This window comes from Nodosilinea sp. LEGE 06152, assembly GCF_015207525.1.
Lineage (GTDB): Bacteria > Cyanobacteriota > Cyanobacteriia > Phormidesmidales > Phormidesmidaceae > Nodosilinea.
Genome location: NZ_JADEWR010000011.1, coordinates 88,795 through 115,756, shown reverse-complemented (window position 1 = coordinate 115,756; position 26,962 = coordinate 88,795). Strand labels below are relative to the sequence as shown.

21 protein-coding genes are annotated in these 26,962 nt (G+C 59.6%); 10 read left to right on the top strand and 11 right to left on the bottom strand.

Annotated features, from left to right (window positions below; translation table 11 throughout):
• Positions 1 to 33 precede the first annotated feature (33 nt).
• Positions 34 to 1,287: a lycopene beta cyclase gene (gene crtL / locus IQ265_RS15995; protein WP_194055357.1), complete on the top strand. Its 1,254-nt coding sequence runs from the start codon at positions 34 to 36 to the stop codon at positions 1,285 to 1,287.
• Positions 1,288 to 1,452: 165 nt separating this feature from the next.
• Here crtL and IQ265_RS15990 read toward each other — a convergent pair whose 3' ends face one another.
• Entirely contained in the window at positions 1,453 to 2,028 is a 576-nt protein-coding gene (locus IQ265_RS15990; protein WP_194055355.1) for a Uma2 family endonuclease, read from the bottom strand.
• Between the two features lie 89 nt (positions 2,029 to 2,117).
• Entirely contained in the window at positions 2,118 to 2,693 is a 576-nt protein-coding gene (locus IQ265_RS15985) for a Uma2 family endonuclease (RefSeq protein WP_194055353.1), read from the bottom strand.
• A 793-nt stretch (positions 2,694 to 3,486) separates the two neighbouring features.
• On the opposite strand from IQ265_RS15985, the gene IQ265_RS15980 reads away from it, so the two are divergent.
• The 4 genes from IQ265_RS15980 to IQ265_RS15965 all read left to right on the top strand — a co-directional run bounded on the left by IQ265_RS15980 (position 3,487) and on the right by IQ265_RS15965 (position 9,627).
• Positions 3,487 to 3,846 (top strand): hypothetical protein, encoded by a 360-nt coding sequence (locus IQ265_RS15980; RefSeq protein WP_194055351.1) that lies wholly within the window; start codon positions 3,487 to 3,489, stop codon positions 3,844 to 3,846.
• A 240-nt stretch (positions 3,847 to 4,086) separates the two neighbouring features.
• A complete protein-coding gene (locus tag IQ265_RS15975) occupies positions 4,087 to 6,495 on the top strand; it encodes a prolyl oligopeptidase family serine peptidase (protein WP_194055349.1) in 2,409 nt (802 codons plus the stop codon).
• Positions 6,496 to 6,593: 98 nt separating this feature from the next.
• Positions 6,594 to 9,149: a glycogen/starch/alpha-glucan phosphorylase gene (locus tag IQ265_RS15970; RefSeq protein ID WP_194055347.1), complete on the top strand. Its 2,556-nt coding sequence runs from the start codon at positions 6,594 to 6,596 to the stop codon at positions 9,147 to 9,149.
• Positions 9,150 to 9,222: 73 nt separating this feature from the next.
• The gene (locus IQ265_RS15965) at positions 9,223 to 9,627 is read left to right on the top strand and encodes a GNAT family N-acetyltransferase (protein WP_194055345.1); all 405 of its coding nucleotides are present in this window, start codon (positions 9,223 to 9,225) and stop codon (positions 9,625 to 9,627) included.
• A gap of 307 nt (positions 9,628 to 9,934) precedes the next feature.
• Here the strand turns inward: IQ265_RS15965 and IQ265_RS15960 are convergent, their stop codons facing one another.
• The 4 genes from IQ265_RS15960 to IQ265_RS15945 all read right to left on the bottom strand — a co-directional run bounded on the left by IQ265_RS15960 (position 9,935) and on the right by IQ265_RS15945 (position 13,977).
• Entirely contained in the window at positions 9,935 to 11,128 is a 1,194-nt protein-coding gene (locus IQ265_RS15960) for an alpha/beta hydrolase-fold protein (RefSeq protein WP_194055343.1), read from the bottom strand.
• 56 nt (positions 11,129 to 11,184) lie between these two features.
• Complete coding sequence (locus IQ265_RS15955; RefSeq protein WP_194055341.1) at positions 11,185 to 11,688, bottom strand: nitrate reductase associated protein; 504 nt, start codon at positions 11,686 to 11,688, stop codon at positions 11,185 to 11,187.
• Between the two features lie 36 nt (positions 11,689 to 11,724).
• Positions 11,725 to 12,981, bottom strand: coding sequence for an MlaD family protein (locus IQ265_RS15950; RefSeq protein WP_194055339.1), 1,257 nt, complete (start codon positions 12,979 to 12,981; stop codon positions 11,725 to 11,727).
• Between the two features lie 117 nt (positions 12,982 to 13,098).
• On the bottom strand, positions 13,099 to 13,977 hold the full coding sequence (locus IQ265_RS15945) for an ABC transporter ATP-binding protein (RefSeq protein WP_194055337.1): 879 nt from the start codon (positions 13,975 to 13,977) through the stop codon (positions 13,099 to 13,101).
• 347 nt (positions 13,978 to 14,324) lie between these two features.
• On the opposite strand from IQ265_RS15945, the gene IQ265_RS15940 reads away from it, so the two are divergent.
• Entirely contained in the window at positions 14,325 to 15,707 is a 1,383-nt protein-coding gene (locus IQ265_RS15940; protein ID WP_194055335.1) for a gluconeogenesis factor YvcK family protein, read from the top strand.
• An 85-nt stretch (positions 15,708 to 15,792) separates the two neighbouring features.
• Here the strand turns inward: IQ265_RS15940 and IQ265_RS15935 are convergent, their stop codons facing one another.
• Both IQ265_RS15935 and IQ265_RS15930 read right to left on the bottom strand, forming a co-directional pair.
• On the bottom strand, positions 15,793 to 16,053 hold the full coding sequence (locus IQ265_RS15935; protein ID WP_194055333.1) for a hypothetical protein: 261 nt from the start codon (positions 16,051 to 16,053) through the stop codon (positions 15,793 to 15,795).
• A gap of 197 nt (positions 16,054 to 16,250) precedes the next feature.
• Entirely contained in the window at positions 16,251 to 16,433 is a 183-nt protein-coding gene (locus tag IQ265_RS15930) for a hypothetical protein (RefSeq protein ID WP_035992372.1), read from the bottom strand.
• A 570-nt stretch (positions 16,434 to 17,003) separates the two neighbouring features.
• Between IQ265_RS15930 and IQ265_RS15925 the strand changes: the two genes are divergently transcribed.
• The gene (locus tag IQ265_RS15925) at positions 17,004 to 17,627 is read left to right on the top strand and encodes an NUDIX hydrolase (protein WP_194055331.1); all 624 of its coding nucleotides are present in this window, start codon (positions 17,004 to 17,006) and stop codon (positions 17,625 to 17,627) included.
• On the opposite strand, the gene IQ265_RS15920 is transcribed toward IQ265_RS15925, so the two are convergent.
• The gene (locus IQ265_RS15920; RefSeq protein ID WP_194055329.1) at positions 17,597 to 19,714 is read right to left on the bottom strand and encodes a hypothetical protein; all 2,118 of its coding nucleotides are present in this window, start codon (positions 19,712 to 19,714) and stop codon (positions 17,597 to 17,599) included. The genes IQ265_RS15925 and IQ265_RS15920 overlap by 31 nt on opposite strands.
• A 384-nt stretch (positions 19,715 to 20,098) precedes the next feature.
• Here IQ265_RS15920 and IQ265_RS15915 point away from each other — a divergent pair, with 384 nt between their 5' ends.
• Positions 20,099 to 20,311: a hypothetical protein gene (locus IQ265_RS15915; protein ID WP_194055327.1), complete on the top strand. Its 213-nt coding sequence runs from the start codon at positions 20,099 to 20,101 to the stop codon at positions 20,309 to 20,311.
• Positions 20,312 to 20,385: 74 nt separating this feature from the next.
• Here the strand turns inward: IQ265_RS15915 and bioD are convergent, their stop codons facing one another.
• Together bioD and IQ265_RS15905 are read right to left on the bottom strand one after the other, a co-directional pair.
• Positions 20,386 to 21,102 carry a dethiobiotin synthase gene (gene bioD / locus IQ265_RS15910; RefSeq protein ID WP_194055325.1) on the bottom strand — a complete coding sequence of 239 codons (717 nt, stop codon included), beginning with the start codon at positions 21,100 to 21,102 and terminating at the stop codon, positions 20,386 to 20,388.
• An 81-nt stretch (positions 21,103 to 21,183) separates the two neighbouring features.
• Positions 21,184 to 23,094 carry a serine/threonine-protein kinase gene (locus IQ265_RS15905; RefSeq protein ID WP_194055323.1) on the bottom strand — a complete coding sequence of 637 codons (1,911 nt, stop codon included), beginning with the start codon at positions 23,092 to 23,094 and terminating at the stop codon, positions 21,184 to 21,186.
• A gap of 226 nt (positions 23,095 to 23,320) precedes the next feature.
• Here IQ265_RS15905 and IQ265_RS30680 point away from each other — a divergent pair, with 226 nt between their 5' ends.
• Together IQ265_RS30680 and IQ265_RS15895 are read left to right on the top strand one after the other, a co-directional pair.
• Positions 23,321 to 25,201, top strand: coding sequence for a DUF697 domain-containing protein (locus IQ265_RS30680; RefSeq protein WP_194055321.1), 1,881 nt, complete (start codon positions 23,321 to 23,323; stop codon positions 25,199 to 25,201).
• 86 nt (positions 25,202 to 25,287) lie between these two features.
• A complete protein-coding gene (locus tag IQ265_RS15895; RefSeq protein WP_194055319.1) occupies positions 25,288 to 26,673 on the top strand; it encodes a GTP-binding protein in 1,386 nt (461 codons plus the stop codon).
• The last annotated feature ends 289 nt before the right edge of the window (positions 26,674 to 26,962 follow it).

Sequence of the window (26,962 nt, the reverse complement as noted above, 5' to 3'; positions counted from 1 at the left end):
ACAAATTTCGTAAAATCTCCTTGAAGTTTTACCATGTGCGATTTTGATGTTTTAGTCATTGGGTCGGGACCAGCGGGCACCCTCATCGCGGCTAGCCTCGCAGAACGGGGGCTCAAGGTGGGTGGTTTGACCGCTACGCCCGTGGATAAACCTTGGCCCAACACCTACGGCATCTGGGAAGATGAGCTAACGGCTCTAGGTTTGAGCGACTTCTTGAGTCATCGCTGGGAGAACACTGTTTCTTACTATGCTAAAGGGGAAGTAAAGCACAATCGCGCCTACGGCCTGATCGACAAAATTAAGTTCCAGCGCTATCTGCTTGATCGCTGCGCGGCGGGTGGAGTGAGCTGGCAGATGGCCCAAGCCCAAGGTATTACTCATCAAGACTTGGGGTCAATCGTCACTACTGATGTTGGTGTGAAATTAAAGGCGCGGGTGGTGGTGGACGCCAGCGGTCACAATCCGGTCTTCGTTAAGCGCCAGAACCGAGGGCCAGTGGCCTATCAAGCCGCCTACGGCATTGTGGGACGTTTCTCGGCCCCGCCAGTGCAGCCCGAGCGATTCGTCCATCAGGACTTTCGGAGCGATCACCTCTCCGATTTGGAAAAAGCCTCAACCCCGCCCACTTTTCTCTACGCCATGGACTTCGGCCAGGATGTTTACCTCATAGAAGAAACTTCCTTAGCTCTGGCTCCGGCCATGGGCCTAGATGTGCTGGAGCGCCGCCTACACCAGCGTCTCAAGTTTCATGGTATCGAAGTTAGAGAAGTCCACGAGGTGGAGCGCTGCCTGTTCCCCATGACTCTGCCCCTGCCGGACTTACAGCAGCCGGTGGTAGCTTTCGGCGGAGCCGCCAGTATGGTAAATCCGGCTTCGGGTTATATGATAGGCGCTTTACTGCGCCGCGCTCCCAGTTTGGCCGATGCTTTAGCCTCAGCCCTAGCCGATCTGCACAATTCGACCCAGCAGATCGCCCGCGCCGGTTGGCAGGGATTGTGGCCAGCGGATCGACTGCGGAAATACTACCTCTACCGCTTCGGCTTAGAAAAGCTGATGCGCTTCGACGAGCAGCAGCTCAAGCATTTCTTCGATGCCTTCTTTAGCATTCCCCAAGACCAATGGTCGGGCTTTTTAGCCGATGAACTCTCTACCCCTCAACTGGTGGCGGCCATGGTAAGGCTCTTTGTGCAAGCTCCCAACGACGTACGCTGGCGTTTAATGCAGTTCCCCGGCCAAGAGAGCCAGCTTTTGTGGCAATTTTTGAGCCTGCAAGCGGCCCAAGCCTAAGCTCGGCAAAGTGGATATTCCCGAAGAGTTAACAACGAAGGGGAATGTTTAGATGACCCAAAAACTGTGTAGGGCATTTTATAGACGAGCAAAAACTCCCGCACCACAATCTCGCATTTGGGAAACGCCAGGCGTACGATCGCACCTTTGGCTTAACTGCAATCTCTACCCATTTTCCGCAAACCGCACATCCTCATAGAGCAGTTCAATGGGGCCTTGCCAGTCCACACTGGTAAGGCTCAGGGTTTCTGTTTCTATATAGGTTTGCAAATCCCAACGGCGAGACGAAATGCGGCGATAGCGATCAACACTAATTTGGTCAGCATTGATCAAAACATACTCTTGCAGGGTGGGTATTTGGCGATAGTGCGTAAACTTATCGCCCCGGTCATAGTCGGCAGTGCTCGGCGACAGCACCTCAACAATTAGGCTGGGGTAACGGATAAGTTTAATTGCGTTGCGATCGCGCTCATCACAGCTCACCATCACATCGGGATAGTGGTAAGGCCCATTTTGAGAAACCTCCACCTTGACATCGGCCATTACCACCAGACAGCCTTTTCCGCGCAAATGGGCCTTAAGGGCAGACGCTAAATTTAGCGCAATTTGATTATGGGGAATCGTGCCCCCCGTCATGGCAAAGACTTCCCCATTCACATAGGCGTATTTGATGTCCTGGGTAGACTCCCATTCCAGGTATTCCTGGGGAGCCATCGGGGTAAAGTTAAGCCTTGCGATCATAGGTTTTGCCGATCCCTTATGGGTTGAAGGGGAGCAGGGTTGAACTGACTGTCATTTTTTAAGATACCGAATGATGATCAGTCTATTCCTCACCGCTGTTCACCCGATCGCAAAAACTCCTGCACTGCAATCTCGCAATTAGAAAACGCCAGGGGTGCGATCGCATCTCCCTCATAGAGCTTTTGCTCCACTCCATAGCCCCCTGCCTCCGGCTGCCGAAACACGTACAGGCAGCGCTCCTGCACATCTAAAATCCAATATTCGGCAATGCCCGATCGCCCATACACCGGCACTTTAAGGTTACGGTCGCGCCGCAGCGTGCTGTCCGCCACCTCGATCAGCCAAAAGATTTCCCCTGGCGTTGGGTGGTAGTCTTCGTAATCTAGCGGGTCGATCTGCACCACCGCCACATCTGGCTCCGGCTCAGAAAAGTCGCTTAGCTGCACCGGGTCTTGAAATCGCAGCAGCGCCCGCCCTGCCAATAGCCGCGACAGCACCCGATCAATACGCGTTACCGCTGCGCTGTGGGCCGTCCCCTTGGCTGCCATCGTATAGAGCTGTCCTTCGATTAACTCCACCCGCTCATCTGCCGCCAAAATCCCCGCTTCTACCATGCGGTGATAATCTTGCACACTCAGCGATCGCAGGTCTGTAGCAGCAGTCATAGGGCTAAGTAGGGGTGAGGCTTGCTCCTATTGTGGCATAGGGGTTCTGTCTCACAAGAAGACAAGTGGCCAGGGTTCTTGTGCCTTTTAAGATCATGACGATCGGTTCGGTCGCTCAACCCTTAGCAGGCCTAACCTAACTGTCGGTAGTGCAGCAGGTAGTCAAACACCTCTCCCTGCTCTGGCGCGATCGCCTATTGCAGCACCCCACCGCTTTGTTGCCAGGGCTGCATCCTTTAGTGTGAGGCCGCAATCCTTTAGTGCGACAGCGCAACATTCGATTGTCAAGCCGCAACTCTTTAATGCGATGGCGCAACTTCTTATTGTCGCGCCGCAACATCTTAAGTTGCGGCGCGACAATGCTTCTGCAACAGCGCAACCTTTTAAGTTGTCAATACACAATGCTTCTGTCATAGAGCAACTTCGAATAGTCGCCCGCTGCACTCTCACCTGCTCAATGCGCAATGCTTCTGTCATTGCAGCAAATCAATCATTCCCGCGCTGCATCGCTATTGTGGGACCAAAACTCGCTGCGACCCGCTGCAACATTCATCTAGGCTTTATCAAAACCGCTGGTGTTGGGTCACAATCTTTCAAATCGAGGCCGCGATCGGCTTCTTGCACCGGGCAATCTTGGCAACAGACGAGACAACGCCTCGCCCCAACCGTCGTCTCGCGCCGCCTGACCTAACCTTCGTCGCTGCCCCCAATGCTCGCTATCCCTCCTGAGATCTATTCAGGCAGGCGCTTTGGCTCTGTTCGCTATAAACCCACTACTACAGGTGTATCCACCATGCCCGTCGTCAACATCACCCGTCGTCTGCCCGTCAAAACCATCAGTAACGATATAGACTCCCTCAACGGCCTCGGCACCGTCGCAGGCTACACCCCCGTTCGCACCGATGCGTCGCCCGCAGCCCTCAAAGCTAACTTTGACGCCATGCTGGCCATGCAGCAAAAAGAAACCGAGCTGCAAGCCATGGTCAAAGCCGCCGCCGATGCGGCCCGACAGGCCGAGTGGGAGTTTCACAACTCCATTTTGAGCATGAAAGAAGCGGTGCGGGCTCAGTTTGGCCCCGACAGCAACGCCGCCCAGGCCATCGGCTACAAGAAAAAGTCAGAGCGCAAGCGCCCCCGCCGCCGCAGCGCCTAGCTCGCCAGCGTTTTGTAATTTGTTTCCCCCTGATGTCTAGCCCGTAGGCTTTCCCTACGGGCTTTTTTGATGGATGGTCCCCAACTGTTCAGCAACCCGGTCATACAGAATTCTGTGATCTGGTCTAAATAAGCCGATATAACAAGCATCAAAACTCTTTTGCTTGCGTAGAGCAGCCTTTTTACCCTATAGCGAGTGAAACTGAAGGGAGTGATCCTAGGGTTAACAGTGGCAGCATTTATGACGGCGGCAAGCGCAGGGGCATTTGACGACAGCCTGACATCGACTACCGGGTGGCAGTCTCCATCCAAAGAGGTGCTGGAGGTGCTCCACGCGCCGCAGCTGCCCTACGTGTGGACGGCACCCGGCGGAGAGTATTTGCTCTTGGCCGACCCGGTGCTCTACCCGCCTCTGGCCGAACTGGCTGCGCCCATGCACAAGCTGGCTGGCATTCGGCTCAATCCTGCGCTTAACGACTACCACGGTCGGCACGGGGGCACCTCGCCGCGCCTGGTTCGGGTTGAGAACGGAGCCATGACCCCGCTCGATCTGCCTGGGGAGGTCGAGATTCTGGAGGTGAAATGGACGGCGGATGGCCAGCGCTTTGCGCTCAGCGTCAGGCATAGCGACCATATCGGTCTGTGGGTAGGCTCGGTGGCAGGCGATGTGGTCGAGCTTGAGGGGCTGGCGCTCAACCCGCTGCTGGGCACCGCCGTGAGCTGGCTACCCGATCAGCATCGACTGCTGATTCGCCGCATTCCGGCGCGGGGGCCAGTTCCTGAGCCGCCAGCTATCCCAGTGGGGCCAGGGATTGTGGAAGGGGCGGGGGCCTCATCGCGATCGACCTACGAGGCCCGCAACCTGCTAGAGACGGCCCACGACGATGCCCTGTTTGAGTATTACGCCACTTCTGAGCTGGTAATTATTGACCCAGCAACTGGCCAGGTCAACATCATCGGTGCCCCGGCTCCCTATGCCAGGGCTAAGTTCTCGCCGTCTGGGGAGTACCTGCTGATCAAGCGTTTGGTTGGCCCCTGGTCGCACGAGGTGGCCTGGTGGCGCTTTGCCAGCGTGACCGAGGTGTGGACTGAGAAGGGCGATCGCGTCGCCACGATCGCGGCTTTGCCCGTGGCCGATGCGGTGCCAGCCCACGGTGTGCCCCTCGGCCCCCGCTCGGTGACCTGGCGGGCTACTGCGCCGCACACGCTATTTTGGGTTGAGGCGCTCGACGGCGGCGACCCTGTGGCTGAGGTGCCCCACCGCGATCGCCTCATGCGTCTAGAGGCTCCCTTTACGGCGGAGCCTGAAGTCGTTTTCAAAGCCGAGCACCGGATTCAGCCGCAGCGTTGTGGTTGGACTGCGGAGGGCAGCACGCTGATGCTTACTCAGCACGAGCGCATTCGCCGCTGGCGCTACGTCTGGCTGCTGGATGTGGACAAGGGTACGTCGCGCCTGTGGTTTGATTTGAACGAGGGCGATCGCTACGGCGACCCCGGCCACCCTCTGTTTCGCACATTGCCCAACGGGCGGCGGGTGCTGCGCCAGCGGGGCGAGGCGGTCTACTTCAGCGGCAGCGGTGCGACGGACGAGGGCGATCGCCCCTTCCTCGACCTGCGCCACCTGGTCACCGGGGAAACCGAGCGCCTGTTTCGCTGCGCGCCCGATCGCTACGAGTACGTGGTGGCCTTTGCTGGTGATGAAAATCGCGTCATCCTGCGCTCCGAGTCTGCCATTGATGTACCCAACTACTACCTGGCCACCTTCGGCGAGGCGATCGAGTCGGCGGCGGGCGAAGCTACCCATGCCCTGACGCGCCAGCCGATTACGCAATTCAAAGACCCCACCCCTCAGCTGCGCGCGATCGAGAAACGAATTGTGCGCTACGAGCGCAGCGACGGCATTCCGCTCAGCTTTCACCTGTATCTGCCCCCCGGCCACCAGGCGGGCACACCGCTGCCCACGGTGCTCTACGCCTACCCCATGGAGTACTCGGGGGCCGCGATCGCCGGGCAGGTAAGGGGCTCGGCCCAGCGCTTTATGCGTTTGTACGGGGCCTCTCACCTCTACTTTTTGCTGCAGGGCTACGCCGTGCTCGACCAGACCGCCATGCCGATCCTCGGCGATCCTGAGACCGCCTACGACACCTTTGTTCCTCAGCTGGTGGCCGATGCGGAAGCTGCCGTGGCGAAGGCCGTTGAGATGGGCGTGGCTGATCCTGAACGGATTGGCGTTATTGGCCACAGCCACGGCGGGTTGATGGTGGCGAATCTGCTGGCGCACACCGATCTGTTTCGGGCCGGTATTGCCCGCAGCGGATCGTATAACAAAACGAATCAGCCGTTTGGCTTTCAGGCCGAGCGGCGTTCTCTGTTTGAGGCGAGGGATGCGTACGTGCAGCTTTCGCCCACCTTCTTCGCTGACCAAATCAACCAGCCGGTGCTGATCATCCACGGCGACGACGACTCTAACCCCGGTACCCCCACGTTTCAGTCTCAGGTTTTTTACGAAGCCGTGCGCGGGTCGGGCGGCACAACTCGGCTGGTGCTGCTGCCCTTTGAGGACCACGGCTACCGGGCCAAAGAGAGCATAGAGCACGTGCTCTGGGAGCAGTTTCGATGGTTCGACAGCTATGTGATGGGCCATTCCTAAACAAAGGTTAAAACGTGCTGTAGGCCACAGTGGGCGATCGCGCAATTTGATCTGATCAAAGGGTCACTGCTCATTTCCCGATCCAGGACGAATCACCTATGGATACCCCATCTCCGGTAGACGTTGCGGTTGCCACAGCCCTGGCTAAGGAGCGCACCGCCAACGACATTGAGAGCATCAAGCGGGCCTTTCTCAACAACCTGTTCTATGTGCAGGGCAAGCCCGTGTCGCTGGCCACCCAGCACGACTACTACATGGCCCTGGCCCACCTGGTGCGCGATCGCATGCTGCACCGCTGGAACGGCACTGCCGAAAACTACACCCAGCACCGCGCCCGCACGGTCTGCTACCTGTCGGCGGAGTTTTTGATGGGGCCGCACCTGGGCAACAACTTGATCAACATGGGCATTTACGAGCAGGTCAAGCAGGCGATGGAAGAGCTGGGCCTGAACTTTGACACCCTGCTGGCCCAGGAGGAGGAGCCGGGGCTGGGCAATGGCGGCCTGGGGCGACTGGCGGCCTGCTACCTCGACTCGCTGGCGTCGCTAGAGATTCCGTCGGTGGGCTACGGCATTCGCTACGAGTTTGGCATCTTTGAGCAAGACCTGCGCGATGGCTGGCAGGTTGAGCGCACCGACAAGTGGCTGCGCTACGGCAACCCCTGGGAGGTGGCCCGGCCCGAGTGGTGTGTTGAGGTCAAGTTTGGCGGCCACACCGAAACCTACACCGACAATCACGACTGCTACCGGGTGCGTTGGAAACCCGCTCGCGAGGTGCTGGGCGTGCCCTACGACACGCCAATTTTGGGGTACCAGGTCAATACCGCTAACACCCTGCGGCTGTGGAAGGCCGAGGCGATCGAGTCCTTTGATTTTGAGGTGTTTAACCGGGGCAACTACTACGGCGCGGTCGAAGACAAGGTCGCCTCCGAAAACATCTCGAAGGTGCTCTACCCCAACGACGAAAAAATTGAGGGCAAGCAGCTGCGCTTGGAGCAGCAGTTTTTCTTCGTCTCCTGCTCTTTGCAAGACATGTTTCGCATTTTGAAGGGCCAGGGCATGGCCGTGGAGCAGTTCCACGAGAAGTTTGCCATTCAGCTCAACGACACCCACCCGGCGATCGCCAGTGCCGAGCTGATGCGCCTGCTGCTCGACGAGCACGGCCTCGACTGGACCCTGGCCTGGGAAATTACCCAGAAAACCCTCGCCTACACCAACCATACGCTGTTACCTGAAGCGCTGGAGAAGTGGCCCGTCAGCCTGTTTGGCCAGCTGCTACCCCGCCATCTGGAAATCATCTACGAGATCAACCGCCGCTTCTTGGAGCTGGTGCGGATGAAGTTTCCCAAAGACAGCGATCGCCTAGCCCGCATGTCGCTGATCGACGAAAGCGGCGATCGCTACGTGCGCATGGCGAATCTGGCCTGCGTCAGCAGCCACACCATCAACGGCGTCGCCGCCCTGCACAGCGAGCTGCTCAAAGAAACGGTGCTGCGCGACTTCTACGAGCTGTTTCCCGAAAAGTTTACCAACATGACCAACGGCGTCACCCCCCGCCGCTGGCTGGTGCTCAGCAACCCGCGCCTGAGCACGCTGATTTCGGGACGTATCGGCGATCGCTGGATCAAGCACCTCGACGACCTCAAACAAATTGAACCCCTGGCCGCCGACGCTGGCTTCCGCGACGAGTGGCGCAGCATTAAGCAGGCGGTCAAGCGCGATTTGGCGGGCCGCATTCACGAGCGGTTTGGCATTTTGGTTGACCCCGCCTCGCTGTTCGACGTGCAGGTGAAGCGCATCCACGAGTACAAGCGCCAGCACCTCAACGCCCTGCACATCGTCACCCTCTACAGCCAGCTCAAGCAAAACCCCAACCTCACCATCACCCCTCGCACGTTTATCTTCAGCGGTAAGGCGGCCCCCGGCTACCACATGGCCAAACTGATGATCAAGCTGATCACCGCCGTGGGCGACATGGTCAACAAAGACCCCGACCTGCGCAACCAAATTAAGGTGATTTTTCTGCCCAACTACAACGTCACCAACAGCCAGCGCATTTACCCCGCCTCCGACCTCTCCGAGCAGATCTCCACCGCCGGGTTCGAGGCTTCGGGTACCGGCAACATGAAGTTTGCCATGAACGGGGCGCTCACCATCGGCACCCTCGACGGGGCCAATGTCGAAATTCGCGACGCCGTGGGGGCCGAGAACTTCTTTTTGTTTGGCCTCACCGCCCCCGAGGTGGTGGCCCTTAAGGCCGAGGGCTACAGTCCCTACAGCTATTACGAGCGCAACCCGCTGCTCAAAGACGCGATCGATCTGATCGCCTCCGGCCACTTCTCCCAGGGCGATCGCGATCTGTTTCGGCCCCTGCTCGACAAGCTGCTCTACCACGACCCCTTTATGCTGCTGGCCGACTACCAGGCCTACGTTGACTGCCAGCAAATCGTGGGCCAAGCCTACAGCGACACCGACAGCTGGACCCGCATGGCCATTCTCAACTCGGTGCGAATGGGGAGCTTTTCGAGCGATCGCTCCATCGCCGAGTACTGCAGCGAGATCTGGAAGGTATCCCCCTTCTCCGTCGGTTTGGTGAACTATGGCGAACTCGGCAGCGAAGCCGGCGGCGGCAAGCTCACCTGCAAACTGAGCTAGGTGAAGACGCCCCGGTTTTGGGTTCGTATTTGTCTACATCTAATGTGGGCTCGACCGCCCTGGGCTAAAGCCAATGATCACATTCTCTGAGCGACGAGACCTGGAGCTGGAGCAAATTCTGCCGCTCTACCAGGCTCATAACTGGTCAGCCACCCACAAACCCGAGGCCCTGCAACAGGCCTTGCTCAATTCTCACGCGCTAATTTCTGCCTGGGATGGTGACCAACTCGTTGGCCTTGGCAATGCCATTTCTGACGGATTTTTGGTGGTCTACTATCCCCATTTGCTGGTGGCCCCAGCTTACCAGGGCCAGGGCATTGGTCGGCAAATTATGACCCGTTTACAGCAGCGGTATGCAGGACTACACATGCATATGCTGGTAGCGGATGAGGGAGCGATCGCATTCTACGAAAAATGTGGCTTTACCCGAGCTGGTCAAACCCAGTCCATGTGGATTTACGACGGTGATGAGCATTAGTCTTAGATCACTATCTATTCCTATCGCAGGGGTTTGGCCAGCATGATGCTGGTGTTTGCCCGATGCCGAAGCACCAGGCAAACTCAGATAATTTGAAAGCCTAGCTTTTGCCAAAACCTAGAGGGGTGGGGGACCGATTGGTGAAACTGCGCGATCGCATAGGCCGAAGGATATGCCTATCCTCGGCATAGTTTTTCCGTGGTGCATTGCTTCGCGTTGGCGAAGCCTCGCCTTAGCGTTATGCACCCTACGACACTCCAATTTCTAGCGCTGACGCTGCACTAGGCAGGTACAGACAAACATTGGGTCACAGGGGGGGAATCGGTGGCAGACCTGCTACTTCGCCGATCTGCTCCAGGCTGCTGGCCCTAAACTCGGTCTGGCTCAAAAAGCGCAGCGTCTCCTGGTACATGGGCTTCCAGTAGCCGTTGCTCATGTTTTGGCTGCGCTCCAGCGGGTCAACCATCGGGTGGGGCACCAGGGCGGCGCTGGGGAAGGTGTAGAGGTAGTGGTTGTCGTAGCGCTTAAAGAGAGAGGCGCGGGTCAGCGACTGGGCGAAACTCTGGCTGGTTTGAATGTCGGCGGCGTCTTCGTTTTCGGTCAAAACTATCAGCGTGGGCGTAGGGCGCAGGGCGGCCACGTTGTCAGGTTTTCGCACAAAGGCACCAAACTGGTTGGCGGCGGTAAAGCAGCCCAGCGGAAACTGCAAATCATCCCAGCCAAACTCGCGAATGTCGAGCGGGCCAGCCAGGTTAACGTAGCGCTCGCGGGTTTCGCCATACACCTCCAGCAGCGGCGCAAAGGCGACCACCTTGGTCACCCGCTGAGGATGGCGAGCCGCCAACGCCAGGGCCACGGCCCCGCCTACCGACAGCCCAAGGGTGTAAATTGGCCCCGGTATGGCCTCTAGCTCGTTTAGCCGGGCCTGGCCATCGCTGAGGTAGTTCAGGTGCGACGACACAAAATAGCGGTCAAATTCGGGGGCGTTTTCCTTTTCGATGGCGGCAATAATGTCGAGCAGGCGCGGTTCTAGCTGGCGCAGGCGGGCCACCAGCCCCATCATTTGCACCGGCGAGGGCGATACCGCACCCCCCTCGCTGGCGATCGCCAGATTGGCCAAAAAGGCTTGCAGTACCGGGTCGGCGTCGACTTTTTTGCGCAGAGGGACCAAAATCTCGGGTTTGAGATCGACCTGGGGCCAGTATTTATCGGGAATGCGGTAGGCGTGGCCCGCCAGGGTGGCCTGGTACACGTTGAAGCCGTTGCGAAACAGGTAGTCGGCCAGTCGCGACATCTGGTGGGGCTTGGCGCTAAACCCGTGGAACATCAAGACGGTGCCCTTGATTGGGGTATTGGCGTCGTGAAACAGGTAGTAGGGCAGCGCCCCCTCCCGGCGATCGGGGTGGCTGGCCAGGGTTTGAATGTAGGCGTCAAGGCGCTGCCGGGTGGTCTGGAGCTGGGCCTGGGTCGGAGTGGTAGGGCTGGCTTGCAGAGTGACCATAGGGCTAGGGATGGAGGGGGCACCCCCATTATGGCTGAGGTCTGATTAAGGGCAGCCTAAGCCTGGTCTACGGACGCCGCTGGCTGGGCCAGCCCAAACTCTACCAAAGCGGGGTAAAAGTTGCGGTTTTCGTGGCTGGCGCGGCTGAGTTTGATCAGGGCAAAGCGCTGCAGGGGGCGCAGCGATCGCCACTGCGCCAACCCAATGCTGGCCCCCAAAGACTTGGCTTGAGCCTGCACCTCAGGGGGAACGTTATCCCCATTGTGCCAGGGGGGGTGGGGGTCGATGKCYAGGGTCGAGGCGGGCGCGCCCTGTACCCGATGCACCAGGGCCTGCACGTAGGCGGTGTAGGTGACGGTAGTGGCGCGATCGCCGCAGGGCAGCTGGGTGAGCCGCTCGCGATCGGCCGCGCTAAAGCGGTGCCAGTGCTCTAGCTTGAGCTTAACGCCGCAGGTGTCGAGCTTGAGCCGCACCTGCATGGGAATACAGCGCAGCGACTCCACAAAGTCGGACTCGAACTGAAAAAAATCGTTGTCGTCTAGGGCGCGGTCTTGAGCCATAGCAAAAAGAGGCAGTAGCGGCTGAGAGAGCAGGCCCTAGCGGGCCTGTATCGAGTGCACGTCAAGCTGGTAAGTTTGCCCCTGGTGGGTAATGGTCACCGGGGTGGGGCCTGCCCCGCTCGCAGCCGGTGGAGCAGGTACGGGGGTAAACGTCACTCGCTCCACCTGTTCTCCAGCGGCGGGGGTGAGTGAGCCTGCCACCTGGCTCGCCTGCTCAAGCTGGTGGGTCAGCGAAACCAGGCCGCTGAGGCCATTGATTAGGTCGCGTAAATTCTGGCGTACGGTTGGGTCGCCCGTGAGTTCATCCACATCGGCCAGAACCTTGTTAGCGTTTTGAAATACGCTGCGGGCTGAGTCGAGGGTTTGCTGCAGCATGACCAGGTTGTCTGGGCTGTTAAAGGTGCCCGTAATCGAGCGAATATCGGCGGCGGCCAGGGCGGCATTGGCAGAGAGGAGTTCAAGGTTGGCCAGCAGTTCGCCGTCTTGAATCGTCGGTCTGAGCGTGGTGGTAATCGCCTCTAAGTTGGTGGCGCTGCGGCTGACGTTGTCGAGGGTGGTGACCAGGGTGCCCCGGTTGGTCAGCACCAGGCGGTTGACTTCGATGCCCGTCAGCTCAAACTGGGCGGCGGCGTTGGCCACGTTGTCGGTGGCGCGGTTGGCCGAGGCCAGCAGCGGCCCCAGGTCGGTACGCAACTGCTGTGACAGCACAACTAGCTCTGACGACAGCAGGTTGGCGGTCTCGGTGAGGGTGGCCGCATTGTCGAGGGTGACCTTCAGGTCGTTGACCAGCTCTGGATCAGAAAAGGTGCTGGCCAACTCTTCCGCCGAGCGCAGCAGCGACTCATAGCTGGCTCCTACGTTGCCAATCAGGCGATCGCCGTTGCAGATGATCGTCTCGGGGCAGCCTTCGCCAATCGGGTTGAGGGCCAGCTCCGGCGGCGTTAGCGGGCGCAGGGGGGTGATGTCGATGGTGGTGTCGCCAATCAGCCCCGACTGGTTCACAAAAATCGACGAGTCTCGCGGAATGCGCAGCTCGCTATCGAGAATTTCTACCACCACATCGACAGCGTTGGTGCTGGGGTTAATGCTGAGCACGCGCCCCACCGGCACCCCCCGGTAGCGCACGCTAGTGCCATCCTGCATACCCAGCGTGTTGGCAAACACCAGCGTTGCCCGGTAGGTGCGCTGGCCGGGGTTAAGCCCGCGCAGCCACAGCACCAGCCCGCCAAACAACCCCACCGCAATTAAGATTAGCAACCCCACCGACCCTTCTCGAATTGCCCTTGCCCGCATGGTGCCTCTTACCCTTAACCCGGAACTGACGTAATCACCGATCCATTCTCCCCTGAATTCACCCTACCTGCCCGGGGGTGACGCCGGGATTGGGCTAGGTAAAGCGTTGCCCAGGTGCTAATGCACCATTTGAATCGGGCCTTCAACCCGGCCGCTAAAAAACTGTCGCACGAAGGGGTTGTCGGTGTCATCGACCTCCGCTACCGGCCCCTGCCACTGAATTCTGCCCTGGTGCAGAAAAATAACGCGATCGGCGGTGCGGCGAATGGTGCTGTCCTGGTGGGTGACGATCAGGTAAGAACTGCATCCATTGTTGCCCTTGATCGAGCGAATCAGGTCTTCAATTACCGTTGAGGCGATCGGGTCAAGCCCTGCCGTCGGCTCGTCGTACAGCAGCAGCGCTGGACGATCCTGAGGGTTTTCGGGGTTTGACACGATCGCCCGAGCAAAACTGACCCGCTTGCGCATACCGCCCGACAGCTCCGCCGGGTAGCTTTTGCCGGTCCCTGGCAGCCCCACCATGTCGAGCACGTTATCGACAATTTGATGAATTTGGCGGGCGGGCAGCTTGGAGTGTTGGTAGAGCAAAAACCCGACGTTTTCTTCCACAGTGAGCGAGTCAAACAGGGCCGCCTGCTGAAACACCATGCCAATGCCCACCGGGTCAGGGGAATCTTCAATCAGCCCCTCTCGCCTGCGCCCCTGCACGTAGATTTCTCCCTCGTCGGGGGGAAGCAGACCGGCAATAATTCTTAAAATCGTCGATTTGCCGGTGCCCGAGGGGCCAATAATAGCCACTGCCTCACCCCGATACAGGGTTAGATCGACGTTATCGAGCACTTGGTTGTCGCCAAACTGCTTAGAAATACCCCGCAGTTCGAGCAGCACCTCATCGCCGCAGTCGGCGGGGGGCAGGTCACCCGGCGAGGCTAACCCTAGGGCTAAGGATACGGCTGGCGGCCCAGCATCAGGGCCACGGTTGGGGGAATCGGGCATAGACCTTACCGATGTGTGTACCCACGCAGGTGTGGCGATCGATCCGCCTGGGTCGGCTCAGCGAGGCGGGTGGCTTTACCGAGCATTAATAGCTTTGGGGGTATATCCATGCTTTGACTCTATCAAATAGCCGCTAAAATCGAAGGCGCTGGTGCTCAATCCTATCAGAGACGGCTTAAAACATCTGCAGGTGTTTACCTGAGGATGTTTAAGACCGATCGCGAGGGCGGGTCGTCAGGGTTGGTCAACTATCGGCCTGGGTAGGGCAGCTAAATGGCCGAGGGCAGCAGCAAACGCCTGTTTTTACCCGCCTCTCAGGTTGGTCAGATCGCTATCGACCTCCTTTCATGTTCTTAAAATTCTTCTATACGGCCCTGGCCCGGCTCTTTCGTCGGGTTAGACGGGAGACCCTCACCCTGGCCCCGCCCCGGCGGGTGAATCGACTTCTGTGGTGGCTGGCCCCAGGGCTGTTGGTGAAGCGGTGGCTGTTCTTAAGTATGGCTGGCGTGCTAACGGTGGGTGTGGGGGTAATGATTTGGCTCAAGCTCACGCCGGTGTTTTATACAGGGCAGATTTTGGGGGCGGCCCTGCGGGCATTCACCACCCACGTGCCCAACTACGTCAGCGGCCCGCTGGGCATTTTGCTGGGGCTAGGACTCATTTTTTGGGGTCAAAGCCGCACCGTGGGCGCGATTACCGATGTGCTCATTCCCGGCAATGAGGAAGACCTGCTAGACGCGCTGCTGGCCCAGCGGCGACTGTCGCGCGGACCCAGGATTGTGGTGGTGGGCGGCGGTACCGGGCTGTCTAATCTGCTGCGCGGCATGAAGCGGTACAGCTCCAACATTACCGCCATTGTCACCGTGGCCGACGATGGCGGCTCGTCGGGGCGGCTGCGGCGCGAAATGGGGGTGCTGCCGCCGGGCGATATTCGCAACTGTCTGGCGGCGCTGGCCGACGAGGAAAAGCTGCTCACCGAGCTGTTTCAGTATCGGTTTGAGTCGGGCAGTGGGCTAGTGGGCCACAGCTTTGGCAACCTGTTTTTGACCGCCATGAACGAGATTACGGGGGATCTGGAGCAGGCCATTGCCGCTAGCTCTAAGGTGCTGGCGGTGCGGGGTCAGGTGCTGCCCTCGACCTCGGTGGATGTGCAGCTGTGGGCCGAGCTGAGCGACGGTCGTCGTATTGTGGGGGAGTCAAAGATCACCGAGGCGCGGGGTCACATTGTGCACATTGGCTGCCTGCCGCCTAACCCACCGCCGCTGCCCAAGGCGATCAAGGCGATCGAGGAGGCCGACTACATTGTGATTGGCCCTGGCAGCCTTTACACCAGCATTATTCCCAACCTGCTGGTGCCCGATCTGGTGAAGGCGATCGCGGCCCGGCAGGTACCTCGAATCTACGTGTGCAACATTATGACCGAGCCCGGCGAGACCGATGGGTTTTCGGTGTCTGACCACATTCGGGCGATCGACTCGGCCTGCGGCTGCTACCTGTTTGACGCAGTACTGGTGCAAAAGGTGATGCCCTCCGACCCGGTAATTAGCCACTACGCTCGGGCGGGGGTAGGGCCGGTGCTGCTCGATCGCGCCGCTATTCTCGACTCGGGTCGGCGCATTATTGCCGCCAACGTGATGGAGGAGAGCGAAGACCTCACCGTTCGCCACCACAGCGAGCGGCTGGCGCGGGTGCTGCTGCGCTGGTATACCCGCACCCAGCGCATGTGGTGATCGGGATATCAGATTTAGGGTTCAGGGTATCGGGTTCAGGGCTGCACCCCTATACCTTGAACCTGACACCTTGAACCCGCAATTCCTAGGAGGGGTCGGTGTTAAACCGTCGCCCCACCCAACCGACCACACCGCTGGCGATCGCGCCTGCCATCAGCACGCTGAGGGCGGGCAAAATCAGCGGGTTCCACAGCGAGTACCAGAGGTCGAGGCCCAGATCGAGATTCATGCTGCGCCCCAGCACGGCCACCAGAAACCAGCCCAAACTGAGCAGCACCAGCCCCAGATCGGCCACCAGTACCCAGCTAATCAGGCTAGAAATGCGTTGCGTTATGGAGGTTTTCATGGGTGTACTACTACATTAACCGTGAACAAAATAGCTAGACGAGGCAGCGCCAGCCAAAGTCGCTTACCCCTAGCCCTGATCCTAAAGCAAAAATAGGCTGCTCTAGGGCTAGAGCAGCCTACCAAAAAGACTAAGTTATTAATGGATTGATACAAAACTTGCCCTGGACTCAGGCAAACAGCCAGCTCGACGTTGCCCTATGCCTCTAGGTTCTGAATCAGCAAATTGTCGGGGTCAACGTAGTGACAAACAGCATCATCTACGCAAATGAGGGCCCAGCCTGAGGCTTCAATGCTAACTAGTTCGTAGTCGGCATCTTGCACAAAAAATCCCTTATGGTTCCGAGTTTCGGGCTTGATTCCAACGGGGTTACCAGACATGACTTATGCTCTCCAGAAAATAGCGACCAGCAATTGATAAAGAAAAGCTTATGGCTTACTTGAGGAAATCCTATCATTGCCTTCATGAGAATTTTATTAAGTAATCTAAGGCTTTATTGCACTAGGCGGGCACAAACCGACCTTAGACTGCGATCGCTCCCTCATCGCTCCTCGTCAATCCCTTGATTGGTGGTTGATTGACGGTCTATGCACAATTTTTTTGCTGCTAGGGGAAGGTTAACTTAAGTTTTTTAAACACTTATGAGTTTCGAATTTTTTTGGGAGAAGCGGTAGAAATACTCATTAATTTATCATGGTTTCCTTGCATTTTAGGCCATTCTGGCTTGATCCCCGTAGGGTATACCTTTAGGAAGATGTCAAGTCACACCGTGCTTTCATCTGGCTTTGACGCCCGCTTAGCTGAGCAAATGCAGTCAATATAATCAAATAGTACTTTTGAATTATTCGGGTTATGAGCGTAACTAGAGCGCTTTTAACAGTCCTTAAGACGTAAAAAGTAGCTCACCCCTACAATTTTGCAGATACCGTTTTCATCCTCCCCCAACCCCTATGACATCACCGTGGCTGAGCTGGATTCAGCAGCTCCAGGGTATTGCCCAAACTGGGCTGCACTACGAAAATCATCCTTTTGATACGGATCGCTACAGGCAGGTGCAGAAAATTGCCGACGCCATGCTGGCTGCGATCGCAGGTGCCGAACCCCAAACCCTGACCGACCTGCTGCACCAGGATGTGGGCCACGCCACCCCCAAAATTGATGTGCGTGGCGTTGTGTTTCGCGAGGGCAAACTGCTCCTGGTGCAGGAAAGCTCTGATGGGCTGTGGGCTTTGCCCGGCGGCTGGGCCGACATTGGCGACTCGCCCAGCCGAGCCGTGGAGCGCGAAATTTTTGAGGAGTCGGGCTATATCACTCGTGCCACACGGCTGCTGGCCGTCTACGATCGCGCCAACCCCCGCCACGGCCACCCGCCCGCCCCGCACCACAGCTACAAGCTGTTCTTTCGCTGCGAAATTGTCGAGGGCCAGCCGACCCCCAGCTACGAAACCACCGCGATCGATTTTTTTGGCCCCGACGGCATTCCACCACTGTCGCCGGGCCGTAACGGCCTGAGCCAAATTCAGCGCTGCTTTGACCTTTTGGATCACCCCGACGCCCCGGTCGAGTTTGACTGATGGCGGCCAGACACGGTAAGAATCCCTGGGTCATGAGGAATTGCTGAAACAGGTGTGATATCGAATCTGGTATCAACTGGTCTTTCTAAGTGCGCCCTGAAACACCGCTCGCCGACTGGCGCGGCCCCAGAGGGCAATAGCCGCAGCGGACTGCGCTGATTGGGGCTGGCCGTCAGCGGTTCGTAGGCGATCGCAATGGGGAAATCGCGCTGCTCGAAGACCTCTAGCAGCTGCTGGCGAGGCAGCTCTGCCGGGTCTATAAAGGCGGGATTGTAGTCAAAGAAAGCCTGGCGATCGCCCTCGACCTGCACGTCGCTGGCCCGCATATCTTCGTCGTAGGTGAGGGTGTAGTTGACGAAATCGGGCTGGCGATCGCCCAGCTGAATACGGTCTTTGATCACCATGCGGTTTTTCACGGTGAGGGCGTACTGGCTGGAGGCTAACGTGTCGTCAGCAAAGTAGAGGCGCTTGAGGTCATCGTTTGCGGCCAGGGCAACGCGCTGGCCTGCCGCCAGCCTCAGCCCGCTGAGGTCAAACCCAGAGCTTTTCGACACCTGGCGATCGGTAAGCGAGAACCCGGTCTCTGGCGTAGACGAGTTGAACTGGTAGGCGCGGGTGTCATCGGTCAGGTTGATCGTCAGGCGAGGAATCTCAGTGGCCCCACTGGCCACGAACGTAACTTCAGGGCCAGTGGGATTGGCCACCAGGAACAGAGTCAAACTTTGGTCAGGGCTCAGCACCAGACCTTCTACCGTGGCGGTATACCCCGGCCCAGCCAGCTGTAGTGTGGCTGGTTGACGCTGCGCGTTAGGAATTGTAGCGCCGGTTAAGGTGACCTCAAGGGGCTGTCCCAGGGTTTCGGCGGGCAGGCGGTAGCTGGCGGGCACCTCGCGATTGAGGCCGCCCTTAAAGGGCACCAAAGAGGACACCAGATCAACGGTATTGCCACCACTAAGGGCATCCGGCTCCGATGGCCCAGCGACCTGCGGGCCGACGTAGGGGGCGACCGTAAGCACCCCTTCGCCGACCAGGGTGATATCCACGGTAGGTTCAGGTACGGCCTCGGCCTCAGCGCTAGGGCCACAAAAGGGGCAGGTGAACGGACCAGTTGTGGAAAGCTCGGTTTCGGCCGGGGGCTGCCGCCACGATCGCTGGGTTAGATCGAGCGTTTTGCTCTCGGTATCGCCCCCAAACGCTGGACTGCTGGCGGTGGGTTGGTAGGTCCAGCTATCGGCCTGGGTGTCAAACTCGACGTGGAGATCGGTGGGGCTGCCGGGGCGACCTGCTGGGTAGTTGCTGTCGTAGACGTAAACCCAGTATTTGCCGTCACCCTGGTTCTCGATCCGGTAGGGGGTAAGGGCATGGCCCTCGCTCAGCGCTCCATCGAGCAGGCGGTAGACCCCCATCGTAAACGGATCGCCCGAGCCGGTTAGAAACACCCGCGCGATCGACAGCAAAATCTGGGTGGGGGTAAAGGTCTCGCGCACCGCCTGAGTGGGCTGAAACACCTCGCCCACCCCCTGCATCAAAAACAGGTTGGCGATAAAAGTTTGCAGATCAAACAGCGTGCGGGCCAGGCCAAACACCGTGCGCCCCAGCAAACCATTGATCAACCGCTGCCACCAGGGGAGGCGCGGCTGGGGCGGCTGCCACAGGTCGAGCACCGCCGCCGCCATCCCTTCCGAGAGGCCCTGATCCATACGGTCTAGCTGGGTCGTCAGCCAGTTTTGGGCAGCGGCTGTGAGCACACAGGTGGCCGATTCGCCTACACAGACCTGGGTGCCAAACAGCTGCTGCAGCTGCTCGGTCAGCACCTCCTCCCAAGCCTGGGCATTGCGGCTGCGATCGATGGCCTCAATCAACTCCTGGTTCGTAAACTGAAACCCATTTACCGCCGGGTCAAAGTTTGGCAGCGCCACGGCTCTGTCGGGCAACTGTTCGAGCTGAGCCAGCCAGTCGGGGCTGGCGGATGGTGTCTCCGGAGCAGTCCCCAGAGCGGCCCCTGGAGTGACTATAACGGGCCGATCGGTTGTGGCCAGCGCCAGGTGGGGCGACAGCTGTACGGTCATGAAAGCGGTTAGCAGCATAGCCGCTAGCCAACGCCCCCCGCGCCATCCCTGCCTTTGCCTGACAGCCCCCTTAAACTCAAAACCCTTAAACCAAAAAGTCGTGCCGCTACGATCAGCCACCGTGCTGTCACTGCCCCCAATACACTGCCCAGAGATTTTAACTGGAGCGGATGGCCAACCTCACTGCCGCGATAACATGCTGCACGTAGAACCATTCATAAAACGTGAAGTAAGCCTAGGAAAATTTACTAAAGTCGTTTGGATTATTAAGTTTTTTCTTATATGGTTAGAGCAGATTTGCACTCTGTGACGTTCGGGTGACACCTGTTTAGGCTAGAATTTCTGGCGATCGCAGGGTTTTTGTGCAGATATGGTCAAATCAGGGTGTCTCAAGGATTAGTTATGTTTTTTCACATTCCTCCCGCTCTGCCTCTCTCTGACGTTAGCAGCGCAGCATTTGTTCAGTTCGAGATGATGATTACCGACAGCGACGATTGCACCCAAGGCAGTCGCGACTGCTTTCCCAAAGATCGAGTTGGGGTTGTCTCCCAACCGACGATGGTGCCCGTTCCGATGCAGTCCAGAGATATTGAAGCGATCGTTCGCCCCTTTTGAGGCTTGCGGATATTGGCGATCGCGGGTCTAGACGATAACCAACTTCCAACCCAGAACTAGCCGCTGGGGCACCCTCAGCGGCTTTTTGCCGGGGTGAGGCCGAGGGCAGGGGTCAAAGCCTCGATCTCTAGGGCCGCCGCCGCCGCCGCCAGAGCTTCGGTAGATTCGGGATTGGGCAGGTAGGGCAGGGTGCCCAGCACGGGGGTTTGGGCCAGGTTCATGATTAAACCGGCCGGTGCCCATTGGTCAATCTCCTGGGTGGTCAGAGGCCGCGGGCAGTTGAGCACAATGCCGCGCAGGTCTATGCCGCTCTGGCGAGCCAGGGCCACGTTGGCCACGGCCTGGGCGATCGCCCCCAGCTTAACCGGCACCACCAGCACCACGGGCAGATGCCAGGCCGCCGCCACATCGGCCACGGTCAGCTCATAGGTCACGGGCGACCCCAGCCCCCCCAGCCCCTCCACCAACACCCAGGGGTGCTGCCGGGTGCTGGCCTCCAGGGCACGCCAGGCCAGGGTTAAATCAACGCTGCGACCCTCTAGGGCGGCGGCTAGCGGCGGGGCCAGGGGTGCCTCAAAGTACTGGGGTGTAATGGCCTCCAGGCTGGTTTGAGGAAAAAACAGGCGCTGGTACAGCTCGCGATCGCCCACCCCCGACTGAAAGGGCTTTAGCACCGCCGGAGCCTGGGCAGGTCGGTGCCGCTGCCAGTAGGCCAGCAGGGCACTAGCCACCACGGTTTTGCCTACTTCGGTGTCGGTACCCGCCACCAGCAATGCGTTGAGAGAAGCCATAGGTATTGTGATTGCGACCTAAGCAGGGTGATTGGTTCAGGGTGTCAGGGGTCAGGAAGGACCTGGCCTTGGCTATCGGCCCTAGTTCGCCGACACCCGCAGCACGTAGTTGGAGGGGCGCGGCGATGAGACATCTACCAGGTAGTCGCCGCTGGTGGGCAGCTGACCCTGCCACGACAGCACCCGCGAGGCATCGGGAATTAGCTCACCGTTGGGAAACCGCACGTCGAGGGTAACCGGGCCGCTGACGGTGGGCAGATCTAGGGCTAAAACCTGACCCTCCTGGGCGTTAATAACGTAGCGACGCGTGCGATCTTCGTTAACCTGCCCCGATACCTGCACGCTAGTTTGCCCCGGCGGAATTTGCACCCGCTGCTGGGTCACATTGGGATTGGGATTGGGGTTAGAGGTTGGCTCGGGCTCAGGACTAGGCACCACCACGGGCGGCTCAACGCTGGGCTCGGGCTGCGGTTCGACCGAGGGTTCGGGCTCGGATTGAGCACTGAGGCTAACCTCTAGCTCATAATCGCTCTGCTCCAGCCCCTGCACTGGCCGTAGCTGCAGGGTGTATTCACCGTCGGTAGGTAGGGTGCCCTGCCAGTTCAACACCCGCTGGGCCGAGCGTTCAACCGGCTGTCCCTGGGCATTGAGCACGGTGAGCAGCACCCCTTCGCCCTGCATTCTCGCCAGCAGCACCTGACCCTCGGTGGCCTCAAAGCGATAGTTGATGGTTTCGTTGCGGCGCAGACTGCCGGTCACCGTCCGGTCTTGGCCGGGGGAAATCGCTAAATTTTGGTCGTACTCGACTGGGCTAGTTTCGGGGCTGGGTTCTGGGGTGGGCTCGGCGGTGGGCTCGGGTATCGGGGCAATGCTAATTTCGGGGCTAGGTACTGGGGTTGGCTCGGGGGTGCGGTTGAGCAGGCTAACCACCGTCCAGCCACCCAAGCCAGCCAGCAGGGCCAGGGCACCGCCAATGACCGCGACAGCCCAGGGGTTTTCCCACACCGAGGCGGGTTCGACAGCAGGTACCGGAGCTGTGTAGTTGCGAGCCGGGGGCGGGGCACCCACCTGGGTCGGCTGGTACTGCCGCCCCACGGCCACAGTTCTCACCTGCGACGGCGACGGCGGCACAGCAGGCTGCCCCTGCACGGTGCCCACAGCGCTGCCCATAGCACCGAGGGCCTGGGCCATTTCGCTCACCGACTGGTAGCGATCGCCCGGTCGGTAGCTAGTGGCCCGCTGCAGCACCTGCAACAGGCCAGGGCTGAGGGTGGTGGGCAAGTTCCAGCTCAGGTTGACATCGTCAAAAATCTCCTGAGGTTCTTTGCCGGTGAGCAGCACAATGGCGGTCACCGCCAGGGCGTAGAGATCACTGCTGGGGTAAGCGCGACCCGACTGCATTTGCTCGCTGGGGGCGTAGCCCAGCTTGCCCACCGAGGTGGCCTGACTGTGGGGGCCGGGCGGCTGAATGCGGGTGACCACCTCTTTGACCACGCCAAAGTCAATCAGCACCGGCAGGTTGTCGGTGCGGCGCTGCATAACGTTGTCGGGGCTGATGTCGCGGTGAATAATGCCCTTACTGTGAATGTGGGCCAGTACGGGCAGCATCTGCTGCAAAAACTGCCGCACCTCCGCCTCTGAAAAATTCATGCCCTGCTGCAGGCGCTGGTTAAGCAGATCGCGGTAGGTGACGCCGTCGATGTAGTCTTGAACCAAAAACAGCCGCTGATTTTCCTCAAAAATGGCCTGAAATTTGGGAATCTGCGGATGCTCAATGCTGTAGAGAATGGCGGCTTCGCGCTGAAAGAGCTGCAGCGCTTTGTCTGAAAATTGGTCGCCCTGTTGAGGCTCAAGTTCTTTGACGGCGCAGCGTTCGTTAAAGCGGCCCAGGTCTTCAGCTAGATAGGTGCGCCCAAAGCCGCCGTAACCCAGCTCTTGCAGCACGCGGTAGCGGTTCTGAAGGGTAGTACCAGGGATCAGGGTGGGATGCATAGCGTTTGGGTCAGTTCAGGAGCTGAAAATAGGGCAGCCAGTCTGCCAGGACGATCGCTACCCCAGTTTACAGTAGGATTACCGACCCCGCCGTGGGCATCCCCTGGGCCGGAATCTACGCCGTCAACAGGTAGGAAGACCCCACTGGAGGAATGCCCAACCCTTTGCCACAATAGGACTGTGAAGGCTTAGTCTGCGATCGCATCAGTCGCCCGCGCCAATCGCAGTGGCACTAAGGCATCCCAGGAACATCTCAGGGGATTTCAGCGGCAGCACCCACGGCGGCATGGGGCAGCCATCTTCAACCAGAATTGACGGTAAGCAGACAGCGCTCAAAATCGTAAAAGGCCGTGAGGCCGTGGGGCTAGAGGCAATGGGCAACGACGACCAGACCAATCTAAAAACGGCTGAGATTTCTGAGCTTCCTGAAGCGGCTAAGACCAGTAACCATTCTAAAGACTCTAAAGGACCGTCGAAACCCGCCGGTAGCTTGGGAGGCTTGATCCCATCCTCAGGGCTGCCGGCTCTGCTCAAACGACCGCTGCTGGTGGGCGGCCTGGGCCTTTCGGCCACCCTGGCTCTGCTGGGCAGTGCCCATTTCAACCCCCTCGATAGCTCTACGCTGCTGAGCGCCATTGCCCTGGGCTCAGGGATCTGGTGGTGGCGGCGGGGTGACCAGACCCCAGCGGCCCCCAAACCGATTGCCCCACCCGTCGTCGATCGCCCTCGGGTAGAAGCCGAACTAACCGCTCTGGCCAGCCTGATCGATACCCTGGCCCAGGAGACCGAGCTGGTCAATGGCTCGGCGATCGCGCTAGATGCGCTCCGGGCCGGCCTGAAGGGCTATCGCCACGACCACCAGGCCCTGATCAGCGGGCTAGAGCGCCAGGAGCTACAGGTGGCGATCGCAGGCGACCCCCGCACGGGCAAAACCACCCTTCTCACGCTGCTGAGCGAGGGGGCCACCGACAGTTCTCTTAGCTTTGCAGAAGTTGCCCTGGCCCCAACCGTCACCCCCGACTGGCTGGGCTACGACGGCGTGCTGCTGCTCACCGACGGCGACCTGACCAATAGCGCCTTTACCCTGCTGCGCGATCGCGTCATCGCCGGGCAGGGCACGGTGCTGGTATTCAACAAGCAAGACCACTACGACTCCGCCGACCAGCAGGCCATTTTGACCCAGCTTCAGCAGCGGGTAGCCGCCCTGCCAGCCCCAGTCCCCATCGTCGCTGTCGCCGCCGCCCCGCGCCCCATCAAGGTGCGTCGCCACCAGGCCGATGGCACCGTGGTCGAAACCATGGAAACGCCCGAACCTGCGATCGCCGGTCTGCAATCCGCCCTAGCAGAAGCCTTCGTGGCCGAACGCTCTACCCTGGTTGCCGCCACCGTGCTGCGCCGCACCCAGGCCCTGCGCCAGCAGGTGCAAACCGACCTCAACCGCCTGCGCCGCGATCGGGCCATGCCCCTGATCGACCAGCTGCAGTGGGTGGCTGGAGCCGCCGCCTTTGCTAACCCTGTGCCTACCCTCGACCTGCTGGCTACCGTCGCCATCAACGGCCAGCTGATTATGGATCTGGGCAAGCTCTACGGCTTTAACCTCAACCTTGACGAAGCCAAAACCGCCGCCGGCACCCTGGCCAGCCTCACCGTTAAGCTGGGCCTGGTCGAACTCTCCACCCAGGTGCTGACCGCCGTGCTCAAGAGCCACTTCGCCACCTACCTGGCGGGCGGGTTGGTACAGGGTCTCAGTGCCGCCTACCTCACCCGAATGGCAGGCCTTAGCTTAGTCGACTACTTCGAGCAAGCTGCCCTCGCCGGTACCCCCACTACCGCCCTGTCCTGGGAAGCGATCGCCCAACGCCTGCAAAGCACCATTCAGCAAAATCGCCAGCTCAGCCTGCTGCAAACCCTGGCCAAACAGGGCATCGATATTCTCAGGCCCACCCCCGCCCAGCTCTCCGCCAGCACCGCTATCGACCTTGGCCCCGCCCTCGACCTTAACCCGGCCAACCCCATCCCCGCCGAACCCGTTCCCGCCGAACCTATCACCATCAGGGCTACGCCTACCCCCAACGAGCCACTTCACAAGGAACTCGAAGGAAACTAGTCATCACCCCCCCAGCACCCCGTTCCCTAACCCTACCCATCCACCCGTCTACCCATCCACCCATCCACCCCCTCACTCCCCACCCCATGCCCTCCCCCTTCCTCCACCGCGCTCGCCACACCCTAGGTCAGGCCGTTTCCCGCTATTCCACCGCGCTCCAGGGGAATCCCGAGCAGGGGGCCACCCTGGCGGCGGTCAAATCCGGGCTGGGTCAGCTCCAGAGCCTGACGGCCAAGCTCGAGTCGCGCTGCCTGCGGGTGGCGGTGTTTGGCCTGGTTAGCCGGGGCAAGTCGGCGGTGATCAACGCCCTGGTGGGCGAAAACATTCTCGAAACAGGCCCTCTGCACGGCGTCACCCGCTGGCCCCGGTCGGTGTACTGGCAGCCCGAGGTGCAGCCTGAGGTTGAGAACGGTCTCTCGTGGCAAATCGAGCTGATCGATACCCCCGGACTAGATGAGGTGGGGGGCGACGTGCGTGCCGAAATGGCTCAGACTGTAGCTACCCAGGCCGACTTAATTTTATTTGTCGTCTCAGGCGATATCACCCAGCTCGAATACGAGGCCCTGCTGGAGCTACAGCGCGGGCAAAAACCTCTGCTGCTGGTCTTCAACAAAGGCGATCTCTACCCCGACGTCGATCGCCAGGCGGTGTACGAAACCCTGCAAACCCTGCGGGCCGACCTGGGCCAGGGTAGCCCCAGCAACCCGCTGGCGGTCGACGATGTTGTGACCGTAGCCGCTAGCCCTGCCCCACTCAAGGTGCGCGTCGAGTGGCCCGACGGTCGCACCAGCGAAGAGTGGGAGCCTCAGCCCCCCCAGATTGAACCCCTGCGTCAGGCCCTGCTGGCGATTGTCGCCGAGGATGGTGCCGCCCTGGTCGCTCTCAACGCCCTGCGCAACGCCCGCGCTATCGAGGGTGAAATGGTGGGCCACGTGAGCCGTCTGCACGGCGATCGCGCCGACGAAACCATCTGGCGGTTTGCCAAATATAAAGCCGCCGCCGTTGCCCTCAACCCCATTGCTGGCCTTGACCTGCTGGGCGGAGTCGTCATCGACCTGGTGATGATTCGCACCCTGGCTCGGCTCTACGGCTTTCCCATTACCAGCCACGAGGCGGGGCGACTGTGGCGAGCCATCCTCAAAAGCTCGGGCACGCTGCTGCTGAGCGAGGTGGGCAGCGGCTTGCTGGGGGCGGGCAAAACGACTGCCGCTCTGGTCACCTTGGTCGATAGCGTTACTGGAGTCGCTGCCCTAGCCGGAGCCATGACCGCCCAGGCCAGCGCCGCAGGCTACGGGTCTTATACCGTGGGCAAGGCCGCTAAAACCTATTTGGAGCAGGGCTGCACTTGGGGACCTGAGGGGGTGAGTGCTACCCTGGCCGCCATTCTGCAAGATACCGATGCTTCAAAAACCTTGGCCCGTCTGCGCCAGGAGGTGCAAGCCGATTTAAACTTAGTAGAAACTTCAACGTAAGGACTTTGACAGCCTAAGGTTGGGCTTAGCTCTAGCCGCCAACGCTTGACCTCAATCCACCCCTGGGGCTCATACCGCACTCTGCTTGGCTAGCCTTGCACGGCAAAGCAAACCCCGCTCACCCCTGCAGAACTTGCTTGTTGGGGAGTTGACGGACCCGATTAAATGGGTAACCTGGGTTTATTAATTTGTTGTTGCCGTCAGGGCACTGCTCTTTTGCTCGTGGGTCAACCAGTGGCTGCAGAATGGGTACAGAGTGGCTGCGGAGCTGGGCGATCGCCCTGTGGAT